Source organism: Frigoribacterium sp. AC759 (assembly GCF_979256015.1).
The window spans coordinates 184,754-200,409 of sequence record NZ_CEEDMT010000002.1 but is presented as its reverse complement, the minus strand read 5'-3'; the positions used below and the strand labels follow the sequence as shown (position 1 = coordinate 200,409).

The 15,656-nt window shown below is 71.4% G+C and carries 17 protein-coding genes; all 17 read left to right on the top strand.

Annotation, left to right across the window (positions count from 1 at the left end):
• Positions 1-62 precede the first annotated feature (62 nt).
• Positions 63-329, top strand: coding sequence for a DNA-directed RNA polymerase subunit omega (gene rpoZ, locus ACZ6JE_RS03840; protein ID WP_192060321.1), 267 nt, complete (start codon positions 63-65; stop codon positions 327-329).
• 158 nt (positions 330-487) lie between these two features.
• Positions 488-1,717 (top strand): methionine adenosyltransferase, encoded by a 1,230-nt coding sequence (metK, locus tag ACZ6JE_RS03835; protein ID WP_243213383.1) that lies wholly within the window; start codon positions 488-490, stop codon positions 1,715-1,717.
• A gap of 35 nt (positions 1,718-1,752) precedes the next feature.
• Positions 1,753-3,768, top strand: a complete 2,016-nt coding sequence (locus ACZ6JE_RS03830; protein ID WP_464318242.1) for a primosomal protein N' family DNA-binding protein — start codon at positions 1,753-1,755, stop codon at positions 3,766-3,768.
• Between the two features lie 14 nt (positions 3,769-3,782).
• On the top strand, positions 3,783-4,790 hold the full coding sequence (fmt, locus tag ACZ6JE_RS03825; RefSeq protein WP_464318241.1) for a methionyl-tRNA formyltransferase: 1,008 nt from the start codon (positions 3,783-3,785) through the stop codon (positions 4,788-4,790).
• On the top strand, positions 4,787-6,163 hold the full coding sequence (locus tag ACZ6JE_RS03820) for an RsmB/NOP family class I SAM-dependent RNA methyltransferase (RefSeq protein ID WP_464318240.1): 1,377 nt from the start codon (positions 4,787-4,789) through the stop codon (positions 6,161-6,163). The genes fmt and ACZ6JE_RS03820 overlap by 4 nt, the downstream gene beginning before the upstream one ends.
• A 63-nt stretch (positions 6,164-6,226) precedes the next feature.
• Positions 6,227-6,892, top strand: a complete 666-nt coding sequence (rpe, locus tag ACZ6JE_RS03815; protein WP_192060325.1) for a ribulose-phosphate 3-epimerase — start codon at positions 6,227-6,229, stop codon at positions 6,890-6,892.
• A complete protein-coding gene (locus ACZ6JE_RS03810; protein WP_320477181.1) occupies positions 6,889-7,152 on the top strand; it encodes a phosphoribosyl-ATP diphosphatase in 264 nt (87 codons plus the stop codon). The genes rpe and ACZ6JE_RS03810 overlap by 4 nt, the downstream gene beginning before the upstream one ends.
• A 91-nt stretch (positions 7,153-7,243) precedes the next feature.
• Positions 7,244-8,083, top strand: coding sequence for an ATP phosphoribosyltransferase (gene hisG / locus ACZ6JE_RS03805; RefSeq protein ID WP_243213393.1), 840 nt, complete (start codon positions 7,244-7,246; stop codon positions 8,081-8,083).
• 1 nt (position 8,084) lies between these two features.
• Entirely contained in the window at positions 8,085-8,879 is a 795-nt protein-coding gene (hisF, locus tag ACZ6JE_RS03800; protein WP_320477182.1) for an imidazole glycerol phosphate synthase subunit HisF, read from the top strand.
• Positions 8,876-9,268: a phosphoribosyl-AMP cyclohydrolase gene (hisI, locus tag ACZ6JE_RS03795; protein WP_192060329.1), complete on the top strand. Its 393-nt coding sequence runs from the start codon at positions 8,876-8,878 to the stop codon at positions 9,266-9,268. The genes hisF and hisI overlap by 4 nt, the downstream gene beginning before the upstream one ends.
• Complete coding sequence (locus ACZ6JE_RS03790) at positions 9,255-10,784, top strand: anthranilate synthase component I (protein ID WP_464318307.1); 1,530 nt, start codon at positions 9,255-9,257, stop codon at positions 10,782-10,784. The genes hisI and ACZ6JE_RS03790 overlap by 14 nt, the downstream gene beginning before the upstream one ends.
• Positions 10,784-11,398, top strand: coding sequence for a Trp biosynthesis-associated membrane protein (locus tag ACZ6JE_RS03785; protein WP_243213398.1), 615 nt, complete (start codon positions 10,784-10,786; stop codon positions 11,396-11,398). Before ACZ6JE_RS03790 ends, ACZ6JE_RS03785 begins: the two co-directional genes overlap by 1 nt.
• A gap of 40 nt (positions 11,399-11,438) precedes the next feature.
• Positions 11,439-11,693 (top strand): DUF6704 family protein, encoded by a 255-nt coding sequence (locus ACZ6JE_RS03780; RefSeq protein WP_192060587.1) that lies wholly within the window; start codon positions 11,439-11,441, stop codon positions 11,691-11,693.
• Positions 11,694-12,467, top strand: a complete 774-nt coding sequence (gene trpC / locus ACZ6JE_RS03775; RefSeq protein WP_192060331.1) for an indole-3-glycerol phosphate synthase TrpC — start codon at positions 11,694-11,696, stop codon at positions 12,465-12,467.
• Positions 12,467-13,675, top strand: a complete 1,209-nt coding sequence (gene trpB / locus ACZ6JE_RS03770; protein WP_243213402.1) for a tryptophan synthase subunit beta — start codon at positions 12,467-12,469, stop codon at positions 13,673-13,675. Before trpC ends, trpB begins: the two co-directional genes overlap by 1 nt.
• Positions 13,672-14,484 (top strand): tryptophan synthase subunit alpha, encoded by an 813-nt coding sequence (gene trpA / locus ACZ6JE_RS03765; protein WP_374231363.1) that lies wholly within the window; start codon positions 13,672-13,674, stop codon positions 14,482-14,484. Before trpB ends, trpA begins: the two co-directional genes overlap by 4 nt.
• A gap of 74 nt (positions 14,485-14,558) precedes the next feature.
• Positions 14,559-15,560: a prolipoprotein diacylglyceryl transferase gene (gene lgt / locus ACZ6JE_RS03760; protein WP_243213403.1), complete on the top strand. Its 1,002-nt coding sequence runs from the start codon at positions 14,559-14,561 to the stop codon at positions 15,558-15,560.
• The last annotated feature ends 96 nt before the right edge of the window (positions 15,561-15,656 follow it).

Sequence of the window (15,656 nt, the reverse complement as noted above, 5' to 3'; positions counted from 1 at the left end):
ACTTCCCCCTCAGCCTGCCCGGTCGGCACGCCGAGACAACGCACCACGAACGAGGAGTAACCATGGCCGACAAGAACAAGGGCATCATCGATCCGCCCATCGACGAGCTGCTCTCGAAGGTCGAGTCGAAGTACGCGCTCGTCATCTTCGCGTCCAAGCGCGCCCGTCAGATCAACGACTACTACGCCGACCTCCACGAGGGCAGCCTGTTCGACAACGTCGGCCCGCTCGTCGACAGCACCATCGACGACAAGCCGCTCTCGGTCGCCATGCACGAGATCAACGAAGACCGGCTCGAGGTCAAGCCGCTCGCCGTCACAGCCGACTAGGCATCCGCCGCCCACAGGCGGCACGTCACGGGACGACCAGCTGTCAGGGGTCGGTCCTAGACTCTAACGAGGCCCCCGGGAGACCATCCCGCGGGGCCTCGTCACGTCCCACGGCACGATGCATCCGTCGAGCCGACCATGAGCCACGAGGGGTCCCCTTGACCACGACCGACACCACCAGCACGAGCCGTACGACTCCGACGGGCCTCCGTCTCTTCACCTCCGAGTCCGTGACCGAGGGCCACCCCGACAAGATCTGCGACCAGATCTCCGACGGCATCCTCGACGCTCTGCTGGCCGTCGACCCCGCCAGCCGGGTCGCCGTCGAGACCATGGTCACGACGGGTCTCGTGCACGTCGCCGGCGAGGTCACCACCAAGGGCTACGTCGACATCCCGACGATCGTCCGTGATCTCATCGTCGGCATCGGCTACGACTCGTCGGCGGTCAGCTTCGACGGCCGCACCTGCGGCGTCGAGGTCTCGATCGGCTCGCAGTCGCCCGACATCGCGCAGGGCGTCGACTCGGCGCTCGAGGCGCGGGGCGGCGACGACGACGTCCTCAACCGCCAGGGTGCGGGCGATCAGGGCATCATGTTCGGCTACGCCACGAACGAGACGCCCCAGTACATGCCGCTGCCCGTCTGGCTCGCCCACCGTCTCGCCGAGCGACTCGCCTCGGTCCGCAAGACGGGCGAGCTCGACTACCTCCGACCCGACGGCAAGACCCAGGTCACGGTCGGCTATGACGGCGTCGTGCCCGTCACGGTCGACACCGTCGTGCTCTCGACGCAGCACTCGCCGAGCGTCTCGAGTGCTCAGCTCGAGAGCGACGTGATCGAGCACGTCATCCGTCCCGTGCTCGCCGACGCGGGGCTCGACTCGAGCGGCACGCGATTCATCATCAACCCCACCGGGCGCTTCGAGATCGGCGGGCCCCAGGGCGATGCAGGGCTCACCGGCCGCAAGATCATCGTCGACACCTACGGCGGCGCGAGCAGGCACGGCGGCGGGGCGTTCTCGGGCAAGGACCCGTCGAAGGTCGACCGGTCCGCCGCCTACGCCATGCGGTGGGTCGCGAAGAACGCCGTCGCAGCAGGTCTCGCCGACCGCCTCGAACTGCAGATCGCCTACGCCATCGGACGCGCGGCCCCGGTCGGTCTCTACGTCGAGACGTTCGGCACGGGTCACGTCTCCGACCAGGTGATCATCGACGCCATCGGCGAGGTCTTCGACCTCCGCCCGGCGGCCATCATCCGCGACCTCGACCTGCTGCGCCCGATCTACGCGGCGACGTCGACCTACGGCCACTTCGGCCGCGACCTGCCCGACTTCACGTGGGAGGCCCTCGACCGCGTCGACGCGCTGCGGGCCGCCGCCGGGCTCTGATCATCGGTGACCCCGCCACGCCGTCCGAGAACCCCGTGAGCGCGACGTCCGCCGAGACCCCCGGTCGGCCCGTCGCCCGTGTGCTCGTCGACTCGCCGCTGCCGCAGCTGGATCGTCTCTTCGACTACCGCGTCCCCGCGCGTCTGGTCGGACGGGTCGTCCCGGGCATCCGGGTCAAAGTACCGCTGCGATCCGCCGGCCGTATCGCCGACGGATTCGTGGTCGACGTCGTCGACGGATCCGACCATGCGGGCGAGCTCAGCGAAGTCGACGACATCGTGTCCGAGGTGCCCGTGCTGGCCCCCGAGGTCTGGCGGCTCGCCCGGGCGGTGGCCGACCGCGCCGGCGGCTCCGCGAGCGATGTCCTGCGCCTCGCCGTGCCTCCTCGGCAGGTGCGGGTCGAGAAGGCCTGGGCCGCCGCGCGCCTCGCGGCGGAGGGTGCCGACGAGCCGGTCGCGGCGCCCGAGCCCGTCGTCGCCCAGGCCGTCACCGCGTACCGGGCCGACTCGCTCCACGATCTCGTCCCCGCGAGGGGCCGGGCCGCCGTCGACGCCGTCCCCCTGCTGGTCGAACTGGCCGACGACGGCGCGTGGGTCGGCCACTGGGCCGTCACCGCCGCTCAGCTGGCCACGGTGGCGCTGGCGGCGGGCGACAACGCGATCATCGCCGTCCCCGACTACCGAGACGAAGATCACGTCCTGCGGGCCCTCGCCGCGGTCGTCCCGTCCGAGGCGATCGTCCGTCTCGACTCCCGGCAGTCGAACGCCGACCGGTACCGGGCGCTCCTCCGTGCCCGCGGCGACGACCCCGTCGTCATCGTCGGCAACCGCTCGGTCCTCCTCGCGCCGTCGGCTCGTCTCGGCGTCATCGTCGTCTTCGACGACGGCGACCCTCTCTTCTCCGAGCCGCTCAGCCCCTACGTGCACGCCCGCGACACCGCGCTCGTCCGCCAGGCGCAGCAGGACACGGCCCTGGTCTTCCTGGGCCACGCCCGGAGCACCGACGTCCAGCGCCTGGTCGAGCTGGGCTTCCTCGCCGAGGTCCGCCCCGATCCGCGGTACCAGCCCAAGGTGATCCCGACGTCTCAGCAGTCCGCGCACGACGGCTTCGCCGAGCGGGCACGGATCCCCTCCACGGCCTGGACGGAGGCCCGAGCCGCCGTCGAGCACGGACCGGTCCTCGTCCAGGTGGCTCACCCGGGTTACTCTCCACGGCTCGCCTGCACCGAGTGCGGCGACACCGCGCGCTGCCTGCGCTGCAACGGTCCGGTCGTCCAGCGTGAGCAGGGCGCCCAGCCCGCCTGCTCCTGGTGCGGAGCACTCGCGGTCGGCTGGCACTGCAAGACCTGCGAGGGCACGGCGATGAAGGCCGTCGGCGCCGGTGCGTCCCGCACCGCCGACGAGCTCGGCAAGGCCTTCCCGGGGGTCCGCGTCATCGTGGCCGACGGCACGCGACCGATCACCCACGTCGACGACGCCCCCGCGCTGGTCGTCGCCACGCGCGGTGCCGAGCCCGTCGCCCCCGGCGGCTACCGGGCGGTCCTCCTCCTCGACGGGGAGCGCATGCTGGCGAGAGAGAGTCTCCGAGTCGCCGAAGACTGTCTCCGCTGGTGGGCCAATGCGACGGCTCTTGCGTCTCGACGCGCACCCGTCGTGCTCGTCGGGGTCGGGGGAGCCCTGGCCTCCGCGCTGGCCACCTGGGAGCTCGCCCGCTTCGCCTCCTCCGAGCTCGCCGACCGTCGGCAGCTGCGCTTCCCGCCGGCCGTCCGTGTCGCGACGGTGACGGGCACCGTCGACACCGTCGCCCGAGCCCTCGGCGAGCTCCCCGACGAGGTGCGGGCCGAGACGCTCGGCCCCGTCGACGTGCCCGAGGCCGGGGTGCGGGCCATCGTCCGCTTCGACGTGCGGCGCGGCGGCGAGGTGGCGCAGATCCTCAGGTCGCAGGTGATCCGGGCGGCCACCGAGCGTCGCAAGGCCATCGGTCAGAAGCGCGGTCGTGCCGTCCCTACACTCAGAGTGCGGTTCGACGACGTCGAGCCGTTCACCGATTGAGTTCAGGAACCCCCGTGCGTCTCGTCTTCGCCGGCAGCCCCGCCGCCGCCCTCCCGTCCCTCCGCGCCCTCGCCGAGAGCGAGCACGAGATCGTGGCGGTGCTGACCCGCAGCGACACCCCTCAGGGCCGCAAGCGCGTGCTGACGCAGACGCCGGTCGCCGTCGAGGCCGAGCGTCTCGGTCTGCCCGTGGTCAAGGCGCGTCGGATCACCGACGACGTGACCGAGCACCTCCGGGCACTCGACGCCGACCTCGGCGTCATCGTCGCCTTCGGGGCGCTGCTGCGCGAGCCCGTGCTCTCGCTGCCTCGACTCGGCTGGGTCAATCTCCACTTCTCGCTCCTCCCGCGGTGGCGCGGGGCGGCACCCGTCCAACGCGCCCTCATGGCCGGCGACGAGGTCACGGGGGCCGTCGTGTTCCAGCTCGTCCCCGAGCTCGACGCCGGCGACGTCTACGGCGTCGTCGAGCAGCGTCTCGGCGGCGCCGAGACCGCGGGCGGCCTGCTCGACGACCTCTCGGTCTCCGGTGCGGAGCTGCTCGAGCGCACGGTCGCCGACCTCGCCTCGGGCACGGCCGTGGGCGTCGCGCAGAACGGCACGGTGACGCTGGCCCCCAAACTGACCCTCGACGACGGGGCGCTCGATCTCGGGCGGCCCGCCGGCGAGGTCCTCGACCGGTGGCGGGGGGTCACGCCCGAGCCAGGGGCGCACGTCCCCTTCGAGGGCGCCCGCCTCAAGATCCTCGAGCTGCGCGCCGTCGAGTCGCCCGATCTCGCCGTCGACCCGGCACCCGGCGCCCTCTCGCTGTCCGGACGCCGCCTCCTCGTCGGCACGGCCACCGCGCCCCTCGAGCTGGTGCGGGTCCAGCCCGCCGGCAAGAAGGCCATGGCGGCGACCGACTGGTTCCGCGGGCTGTCCGGCGATGACGCCCCGCGCCTCCTCGTGACCGCGAGCGACTCGGCACCCGACCCGGGCGGACCCGGCCGCCCCTCCGACCCCCTCGACGAAGGAGACCGCTCATGAGCCGTGTCCAGCCCGCCCGTCGGGTCGCCCTCGACGTCCTCCGCGCCGTCTCCGACGACGACGCCTACTCGAACCTGCTGCTCCCGTCGCGCATCGCCCGTGCCCGTCTCGACGCCGCCGACGCGGGTCTCGCGACCGAGCTCACCTACGGCACGCTGCGCCTCCAGGGCTACTACGACCTCGTCATCGCGATCGCCGCCCGACGGCCCGTGTCGAAGATCGACCCGGCTCTCCTCGACGTCCTGCGGCTGGGCGTCCATCAGCTGCTCTCGACGAGGGTCGCCACGCACGCCGCGGTCGACGAGTCGGTCGAGCTCGCCCGCGAGGTCGGCAGTCGATCGGGCACCGGCTTCGTGAACGGGGTCCTCCGCACCGTCTCCCGCACCGACCCCGGGGTCTGGCGCGAACACGTCCTCGAGAGCGCCCGGGGTGCCGACGAGGCGCTGGCCGCCGAGTGGTCGCACCCGGCGTGGGTCGTGCGGGCCTTCCGTCAGGCGCTCACCGCCGAGGGGCGGGGCGACGAGCTCGTCGAGCTGCTCGAGGCCGACAACAGGGCCCCGCGGGTGAGTCTCGTGGCGTTGCCGGGGCTGGCTGAGGTCTCCGAACTGGGAGGCGCGGGTGGCGTCCTCTCGCCCGTCGCGGCGACCAGCGGCGGGGGAGATCCAGCGAGCCACCCCGCCGTCCGAGACGGACGCGCCCGGGTTCAAGACGAGGGGTCGCAGATGGCGGCTCTGCTGCTGAGCCGCCACCGCCCGATCGCGGACGGCGAGCGGTGGCTCGACATGTGCGCCGGGCCGGGCGGCAAGGCGGCGCTGCTCGGTGCGGAGGCGGCCGGAGGCGGCGCGCGGCTCCTGGCCAACGAGCTCGTCCCGGCGCGGGCGGGACTCGTCCGTCAGGCGCTCGAGCCCGTCCCCGGCGGCGTGCAGGTGGTCGAGGGCGACGCGACGCGCTTCGGCGCGGAGCAGCCCGAGTCGTTCGACCGCATCCTTCTCGACGCGCCCTGCACGGGGCTCGGCGCCCTCCGCCGTCGTCCCGAGGCCCGCTGGCGCAAGCAGCCGCGCGACGTCGGCGAGCTCACCGCCCTGCAGGCCCGCCTGTTCGCCAGTGCGATCGACGCCCTGGCACCCGGGGGAGTCCTCGCCTACGTGACGTGCTCGCCTCATGTCGCCGAGACCCGGGCCATCGTGGAGACCGGCGTGCGGGGTCGCGACGACCTCACCGTCGTCGACGCGACCGCCTCAGCGGAGACGATCGTGGGCGCACCCGTCGACCTCGGCTCGGCGCCGTACGTCCAGCTCTGGCCGCACCGGCACGGGACGGACGCGATGTTCGTCGCACTCGTCGAGAAGCGGCGTCGACCCTCGCAGTCCTGACGCGGCGCCGATCGTCGCCGTCGTGACGCGGCGCCGGACGGGTGGCCCCGCTAGGCTCGTCGGGTGTCCGTCCGCATCAGCCCCAGCATCCTCTCGGCCGACTTCGCCAACCTCGAGCGCGACCTCCATCGCATCGGCGACGCCGATCTCGTCCACGTCGACGTCATGGACGGCCACTTCGTGCCGAACCTGACGCTCGGGCTCCCGGTGGTCGAGCGCCTCCAGCAGGTCAGTCCGCTGCCTCTCGACGTGCATCTGATGGTCGACGACGCCGACCGCTGGGCTCCTCGGTACGCCGAGCTCGGTGCGTTCTCCGTGACGTTCTCGGCCGAGGCCGCCGCCGATCCCGTCGCCACGGCGCGCGCGATCCGCAGCACGGGGGCTCGCGCCTCCGTCGCCGTGAAGCCCGGCACCGACATCGCGCCGTACCTCGAGACGCTCGACGAGTTCGACATGATCCTCGTCATGACGGTCGAGCCCGGTTTCGGCGGCCAGTCGTTCATGACCGAGACCATGCCCAAGCTGGCCCGCGCTCGTGAGGCTGTCGACCGGTCCGGGCTCGACGTCTGGCTCGAGGTCGACGGCGGCATCGACGTCACGACGATCGTCACGGCGGTCGCGAACGGGGCCGATACGGTCGTCGCCGGCTCGGCCGTCTACGGCGGCGAGCCGTCGGAGCGCATCGCGGCTCTCCGTGCCGCTGCCGCGACGGTAGCCTTGACCTCGTGAAGACCTTCGACGAACTGTTCGCAGAGCTCAGCGACAAGGTCCGCGACCGCCCCCAGGGGTCGGGAACGGTGGCTGAGTTCGATGCGGGCGTGCACCAGATCGGCAAGAAGATCGTAGAAGAGGCCGCCGAGGTGTGGATGGCCGCCGAGTACGAGGGCGACACGGCGACCTCCGAAGAGATCTCGCAGCTGCTCTACCACCTGCAGGTGCTGATGCTCGCCAAGGGGCTGACCCCCGCCGACGTGTACCGACATCTCTGATCCGTCTCCGCAGCCCCGCGAGACCGTCGTCCACCGGCGGTCCGACGTCATCCGGCCCCGACGGGCCGACCAGAGAGAACAGAGTCACCACATGCTCCGCGTAGCAGTGCCCAACAAGGGCTCCCTCAGCGAGACCGCGACGGCCATGCTCGGCGAGGCCGGGTACACGGGTCGCCGCGACACCCGCACGCTCCACGTCGAGGACCCTCGCAACGGCGTCGAGTTCTTCTACCTCCGTCCGCGCGACATCGCGACCTACGTCGGCTCGGGTGCGCTCGACGTCGGCATCACGGGCCGCGACCTCCTCCTCGACTCGCACTCGCCCGCGCACGAGGTCGCCCCTCTCGACTTCGGCGGCTCGACCTTCCGCTTCGCCGGTCCTCCCGGGCGGTTCACCGACCTGCGTGAGCTGCAGGGCACCCGGGTCGCCACGAGCTACGCGGGTCTCGTCGGCTCGTTCCTCGCCTCGCACGGGGTGACCGCGAACCTCGTCGGTCTCGACGGTGCGGTCGAGAGCGCAGTCCGCCTCGGCGTCGCCGACGCCGTGGCCGACGTCGTGTCGACCGGCGGCACCCTCCGGGCGGCGGGCCTCGAGATCTTCGGCCCCGTCATCCTCGAGTCGACGGCCGTGCTCATCGCCTCCGACGAGAGCGTCGACGGGCTGGCCGTGCTGCACCGCCGCCTGCAGGGCGTGCTCGTGGCGAGGCAGTACGTGATGATGGACTACGACATCCCGGTCTCCAAGCTCGACGCCGCGACGGCGATCGCGCCGGGCATGGAGTCCCCGACGGTCGCGCCCCTCCACGACGCCGAGTGGGCGGCCGTGCGGGTGATGGTGAAGCGGACCGACACGAACCAGGTGATGGACGCCCTCTACGACCTCGGCGCCCGGGCCATCCTCGTCAGCCCGATCCACGCCGCGAGGCTCTGAGATGACCGCCGCCGACCCGACGCTGGCCGTCCGGGTCATCCCGTGCCTCGACGTGGCGGCCGGTCGCGTCGTCAAGGGCGTCAACTTCCTCGATCTCCGAGACGCGGGCGACCCCGTCGAGCTCGCGCGCACCTACTACGAGCAGGGTGCCGACGAGATCACCTTCCTCGACGTCACCGCGACGGTCGACGAGCGCGCGACCATGTACGACGTGGTCCGCGCCACGGCCGAGCAGGTCTTCATCCCGCTCACGGTCGGGGGCGGGGTCCGCTCGACCGACGACGTCTCGCGTCTGCAGGCCGCGGGTGCCGACAAGATCGGCATCAACAGCGCGGCGATCGCCCGACCGGCCCTCGTCGGCGAGATCGCCGACCGCTTCGGCGCCCAGGCCGTGGTGCTCTCGCTCGACGTGAAGCGCTCCCCGCGAACCCCGTCCGGCTTCGTGGTGACGACCCACGGCGGCCGCACCGAGACCGATCTCGACGCGCTGGTCTGGGCACGAGAGGCGGTCGAGCGCGGTGCCGGCGAGCTCCTCGTCAACTCGATCGACGCCGACGGCACCCGTGAGGGCTTCGACCTCGAGCTGGTCGCGTCGATGCGCGCCGTCAGCCGTGTCCCCGTCGTCGCTTCAGGAGGCGCGGGTGCGGTCGAGCACTTCGCCCCCGCCATCCAGGCGGGCGCCGACGCGGTGCTCGCCGCCTCCGTCTTCCACACCGGTCAGCTGACCGTCGACGACGTCAAGCGCGAGCTGGCGGCGTCCGGCATCCTGGTCCGTCGATCGCAGGAGCACTCATGACCGCCCCCCTCACCCGCGAGTCCGCCGCGCCCATCGTCGCTCGTGCGCGCTTCGACTCGGCCGGGCTGCTGCCCGCCATCATCCAGGAGGAGTCCTCCCGAGACGTCCTCATGATGGGCTGGATGGACGCCGAGGCGTTGATCCGCACGCTGACCGAGGGCCGGGTCACCTTCTGGTCGCGGTCCCGTCAGGAGTACTGGCGGAAGGGCGACACCTCGGGTCACGCGCAGTTCGTCCGCTCGGCGGCGCTCGACTGCGACGACGACGTCCTGCTCGTCACCGTCGAGCAGATCGGGGCCGCCTGTCACACCGGCGCGCACTCCTGCTTCGAGGTCGGCCCGTTGTCGCCGGTCACGGCCACGTCGATCGACGGAGATCCTCGTGTCTGACCGGGGCACCACCTCCCGGGCCGAGTTCGACGCGGCCCTGTCCGGCCACCGCGTCGTCCCGGTCGTCCGCGACCTCTTCGGCGACGGCGAGACGCCGGTGGGCGTCTACCGGAAGCTCGCGGCGGGGCGACCCGGCACGTTCCTGCTGGAGTCCGCCGAGCAGGGCGGCATCTGGTCGCGCTGGTCGTTCGTCGGTGTGTCCTCCTTCGGCGTGCTCACCACCCGCGGAGACGACGTCGAATGGATCGACTACGGCATGAGCCGCGAGCGTGCGCTGGGCGATACGACCGGGCGACCCCTCGAGGTGCTCTCCGCGCTCTTCGAGCGCTGGCAGACGCCGCGCCTCCGCGAGCTGCCGCCCCTGACCGGTGGGCTCGTCGGCTTCATCGGCTGGGAGGCCGTCCGCGAGCTCGAGTCGCTGCCCGACGCGCCGCCCGCCGAGTTCGAGGTCCCGTCCCAGGCCCTCAGCTTCGTGAGCGAGCTGGTGGCGCTCGATCACCGCACTGGCGCCGTCATGCTGATCGCCACGGTGCTGAACGACGAGACCGACACCTCCGACGCCCTGTGGGCCGACGCGCAGTCGCGCCTCGACGGTCTGCAGAGTCGTCTGGCCGAGCCCAGCGAGGCGTTCCTCTCCGACGTCGATCTCACGATCGCCCCCGACCCGGTCCGACGCACGAGCGACGCCGAGTACGGGGAGGCCATCGAGCGGTCGAAGCAGTACATCCGCGACGGCGACGTCTTCCAGGTGGTCGTGTCGCAGCGGTTCGACCACGAGCTCACGGCCGATCCGCTCGACGTCTATCGCGTCCTCCGCACTCTCAACCCGAGCCCTTACATGTACCTCGTGAGCCTCGACGACGTCGACGGTCGGCCCTACTCGATCGTCGGATCGTCGCCCGAGGCCCTGGTCAAGGTCGACGGACGGCGCGCCTACACGCACCCCATCGCCGGTTCGAAGCCGCGTGGCGGCAACCCCGAGGAGGATCAGCTGCTCGCCGACCAGCTGGCCTCCGACCAGAAGGAGCGAGCCGAGCACCTGATGCTCGTCGATCTCGCCCGCAACGACCTGCTCAAGGTCTGCACCCCGGGTTCCGTCGAGGTGACCGAGTTCATGCAGGTCGAGCGCTTCAGCCACATCATGCACCTCGTGTCGAGCGTCGAGGGGGATCTCGCTCGGGGGCGCAACGCCATCGACGCCTTCCGGGCCACGTTCCCCGCAGGCACCCTGTCGGGCGCGCCCAAGCCCCGCGCCCTCGAGATCATCGACGAGCTCGAACCGGCGCAGCGGGGGGTCTACGGCGGGGTCGTGGGCTACTTCGACTTCGCCGGTTCGGCCGACGTCGCGATCGCCATCCGCACCGTGCTCCTGCAGGGCGGCACGGCGCGGGTCCAGGCCGGCGCCGGTCTCGTCGCCGACAGCGATCCCGTCGCGGAGAACGAGGAGGCGCGCAACAAGGCCGCGGCCCCCTTGCGTGCCGTGGCCGTGGCCAACGCCATGACGAGGCTCGTCTGATGAGCGCCCGCCGCATCAAGCTCACGACGATCCTGCTCGGGATCCTCCTGGCCGCCGTGGTGCTCCTCGCCTGGACGCAGCCGTGGTTCGAACTCGTGATCAGCCTGCCCCAGGGCGGTTCCGACCGCGTGACGGCCAGCGGAGACGTCGCCGGCGGCGCCCTGTCGGCGCTCTCGCTCGCGAGCCTCGCCCTGTTCGCCGCGCTGACCATCGCGGGTCGGGTCTTCCGCATCGTGCTCGGCGTGCTGCAGACCCTGCTCGGCGTCTGCGTCGCCCTCGGGGCCGGAACATCCCTGGCTGACCCGATCGGCGCCTCCGGAACCCCCATCACCACGGCGACCGGCGTCGAGGGGGCCGAGTCGCTCGTGTCGCTCGTCGACTCCGTCTCGGCCACGCCCTGGCCGTGGGTGGCGCTGGTGACCGGCATCGTCTCGGCGCTGCTCGGCGTCGCTGTCGTCGTCCTCTCGGGGATGTGGCCCCAGGCCACCCGGAAGTACTCGGCGACCCGGCTCGTGGCCGCCGATCCCGCGACCGACCCGGCCGCCGCCTGGGACACCCTCTCGAGCGGGGACGACCCCACCGAGAGTCCCGACGAGACGGCCCGCAGCCGGTAGACTCGTCGCGTCCCATCTTGATCCAAGGAGCACCGTGAGCATTCAGACGAAGCCCGACGACCGCCACGAGGCCGCCGAAGACCTCGGTCACGGCAACTCGCCCGCCGCGTGGACGGCTGTGATCATCATGCTGGTCGCTTTCTCCATCGGCACCGTCGCCTTCTTCCTCGCCATCCCGTGGATCGTCTGGGCCTCCGCCGGGCTCGTGATCGTCGGGCTCGTCGTCGGGCTCGTGCTCAAGCGCGTCGGGTACGGCGTCGGCGGTCACCGCTATGTCCCGAAGGCGCACAACTAAGTGCTGGAAGACCTCTACGCCGGCTCCCTGGCCGATGCCGAGGCCCGGCGTGAGCTGGTGCCGTTCGCGTCGGTCGAGGCGGCCGCCCTCGAACGTCCTGCGGCACTCGACGCCCTGGCCGCGCTCCGACCCGACGAACGCGTCAAGATCATCGCCGAGGTGAAGCGGGCCAGCCCGTCCCGCGGCGATCTGTCCGACATCGCCGATCCCGCCTCCCTCGCCGTCTCGTACGCGACGGGTGGGGCCAGCGCGATCAGCGTCCTCACCGAGGGCCGCCGATTCAAGGGCACCCTCGCCGATCTCGAGGCCGTCCGACAGGTCGTCGACGTCCCCGTGCTCCGCAAGGACTTCATCGCCGACCCGTACCAGGTCTTCGAGGCGCGTGCCGCAGGCGCCGATCTGGTCCTCCTCATTGTCGCCGGCCTCTCGCAGCCCAGACTCGTCGAGCTGCACGAGCTCGTGCGGTCGCTCGGTATGACCGCGCTGATCGAGACCCACTCGGCCGACGAGGTCCGACGCGGTCTCGACGCCGGCGCCGAGCTGCTCGGCGTGAACGCCCGCGACCTCTCGACGTTCGAACTCGACCGCGATCTGTTCGGTCGACTCGCCGACGGCATCCCGTCCGGTGTCGTCCGCGTCGCCGAATCCGCCGTCGCGTCACCCGACGACGTCGCCCACTACCGTCGCGCCGGCGCCGATGTCGTGCTCGTGGGCGAGGCCCTCGTCACGCACGGCGACCCGGTCGACGCACTCACCCGCTTCCTGGAGGTCTGATGGCACTGCGCGACGAGACGGGGCCCTACTTCGGCTCCTTCGGGGGGCGCTTCGTCCCCGAATCCCTGGTGGCTGCACTCGACGAACTCGACTCGGCCTACAAGGCCGCGGCGGTCGATCCCGAGTTCCAGGCGGAGCTCCGTGCCCTGCACGCGACGTACACGGGTCGACCCTCGATCATCACCGAGGTCCCGCGCTTCGCCGAGCACGCCGGCGGGGCGCGCGTCATCCTGAAGCGCGAAGACCTGAACCACACGGGTTCGCACAAGATCAACAACGTGCTCGGACAGGCGCTGCTCGCCCGCAAGCTGGGCAAGACCCGGCTGATCGCCGAGACGGGCGCCGGGCAGCACGGTGTGGCGACCGCCACCGCGGCCGCCCTGTTCGGCATGTCCTGCGTCGTGTACATGGGCCAGGTCGACACCGAACGTCAGGCCCTCAACGTGGCCCGCATGCGCCTCCTCGGGGCCGAGGTCGTCTCGGTCACGACCGGGTCGCGCACGCTGAAGGACGCCATCAACGACGCGATGCGCGACTGGGTCGCCAGCGTCGACACCACGCACTACGTCCTCGGCACGGTCGCCGGTCCGCACCCCTTCCCGGCGATGGTGCGCGACTTCCACAAGATCATCGGCGAAGAGGCTCGCGAGCAGGTCCTGGCGCTCACCGGGTCGCTCCCGGACGCCGTCACGGCGTGCGTCGGCGGCGGGTCGAACGCCATGGGCATCTTCCACGCGTTCCTCGACGACCCCTCGGTCGAGCTCTGGGGCTACGAGGCCGGGGGAGACGGCGTGGAGACCGGTCGTCACGCGGCGTCGATCACCCTGGGTCGGATCGGCAACCTGCAGGGCACTAAGTCGTACCTCATGCAAGACGAAGACGGGCAGACGCTCGAGAGCCACTCGATCTCGGCCGGCCTCGACTACCCGAGCGTCGGGCCCGAGCACGCCTGGCTCGCCGAGAGCGGACGGGCCCACTACGAGCCCGTGACCGACGCCGAGGCGATGGCCGCGTTCAAGCTCCTCACTCAGACCGAGGGCATCCTGCCCGCGATCGAGACGGCGCACGCCCTCGCCGGCACGATCAAGCTCGGTCAGCGTCACCCCGACTGGACGATCCTGGTCTCGATGAGCGGCCGAGGCGACAAAGACGTGGCGACTGCCAGCCGCTACTTCGGCGTCCTCGACGAGCAGGCGCAGCAGCTGTGAGCGGCGCCGACGCCCCCACGGGCAGCAAGGTGGCGGCGGCCATCCGAGCTCGTCGCGAAGCCGGGTCCGGCGCCGTGATCGGATACCTCCCCGTGGGGTTCCCCGATCTGGCGACGAGCATCGAGGCCGCCGTGACGCTCGCCGAGAACGGCATCGACGTCATCGAGCTGGGCATGCCGTACTCCGATCCCGTCATGGACGGACCGGTCATCCAGGCTGCAACGCAGAAGGCACTCGCCGAGGGCTTTCGAGTCCGCGACGTCTTCACGGCCGTCCGCGAGATCACCTCCCGTGTCGACACCCCGGTCGTCGTCATGACGTACTGGAACCCGGTCGAGCAGTACGGCGTCCAGCGCTTCGCCGACGACCTCGCCGCTGCGGGCGGTGCCGGTCTCATCACCCCCGACCTCATCCCCGACGAGGGCTCCGCGTGGATCGCCGCCGCCGAGGCCGCCGACCTCGATCGGGTCTTCCTCGCCGCGCCGTCCTCCAGCGAGGCTCGACTCCGCCAGTCGGTGGAGGCCAGCCGCGGATTCGTCTACACGGTGTCGACGATGGGCATCACCGGCACCCGCACCGACGTCGATTCCGCGGCGCACACCCTCGTCGACCGCCTTCGTGAGGCAGGTGTCGAGTACGCGTGCGTCGGTCTGGGCATCTCGACCGCCACCCAGGTGCGTGAGGTCCTCGCCTACGCCGACGGGGCGATCATCGGCTCGGCCTTCGTGCGCGCCCTCGCCGAGGGCGGGCTCGACGCCCTCGCCGAGGTCGCAGCCGATCTGTCGTCGGGCGCCACCGTCTCACGCTGACTCCTGCTCGCGCTAGAGTCTTCCCGCGTCGGCCCGCCGACACCCCGTGTTCCCCGTGAAAGGCGTTTCCGCCCGTGTTCGTTCCCCTGAGCATCCCGAGTCCGTCCGCCGAATGGCAGTACTTCGACGTGACGGCCTGGATCAACGAGACCTTCGGCGCCTCGGTGCCGGGTTCGCTGCGCATCCACGCCTACGCCCTCTGCATCCTGGCCGGCATCGTCATCGCCGGCATCATCACGAACCAGCGCCTGAAGCGCCGCGGGGCCGAGAGCGGCGTCGTGATCGACGTCATGCTGTTCGCCGTTCCGCTCGGCATCATCGGCGGTCGCTTCTTCCACGTCATCACGCACCCGGGCGACTACTTCTCGTCGCCCGACCAGTACGTCCACGTGTTCTTCATCTGGGAGGGCGGTCTCGCGATCTACGGCGCCCTCCTGTTCGGCGCCCTCGGCGTCTGGCTGGGCTGCCGGTACTCGGGTCTGCGCTTCTGGACCTTCGCCGACGCCCTGGCCCCCGGGCTCCTCGTGGCTCAGGCCTGCGGTCGACTGGGCAACTGGTTCAACAACGAGCTCTTCGGCATGCCGACCGACCTGCCCTGGGGTCTCGAGATCCAGTCGAGCAACCCGGCGTACCCCACCGGGCTCCCCGAGGGCACGCTGTTCCACCCGACGTTCCTCTACGAGATCGTGTGGATGCTCGCGGGTGTCGCGATCCTGCTGCTGATCGAGCGCAAGACGACCCTCGAATGGGGCAAGGCGCTGTCGTTCTACCTCGTCTGGTATGGCATCGGCCGGGCCTGGTTCGAGTCGATCCGCACCGACCCCAGCCTGCTCTTCTTCGGCATCCGCACCAACGTCTGGATGAGCTTCGCCGCGATCCTCCTGGGCATCGTCATCTACGTGGTCGCCACGCGCCGGCACCCCGGTCGGGTGCCCAGCGCCTACGCCCCGGGGCGGTCCCCGATCGATCGCGACACTGAGCTAGACTCGCGACGCACGGAAGCGGACGACGACGACCCCGAACTCGTCGCCGTCGGAGCATCGGACGACACCGCCGATACGACACCGCGGTCCTAGGGCACACCGCCCCGGTACCACCGCACCAGGCCAGGGATCCCACGACTCGACCGAGTCACGGCCTCCCTCCAGCCGGAGCCGCTCCCGCATCGAGAA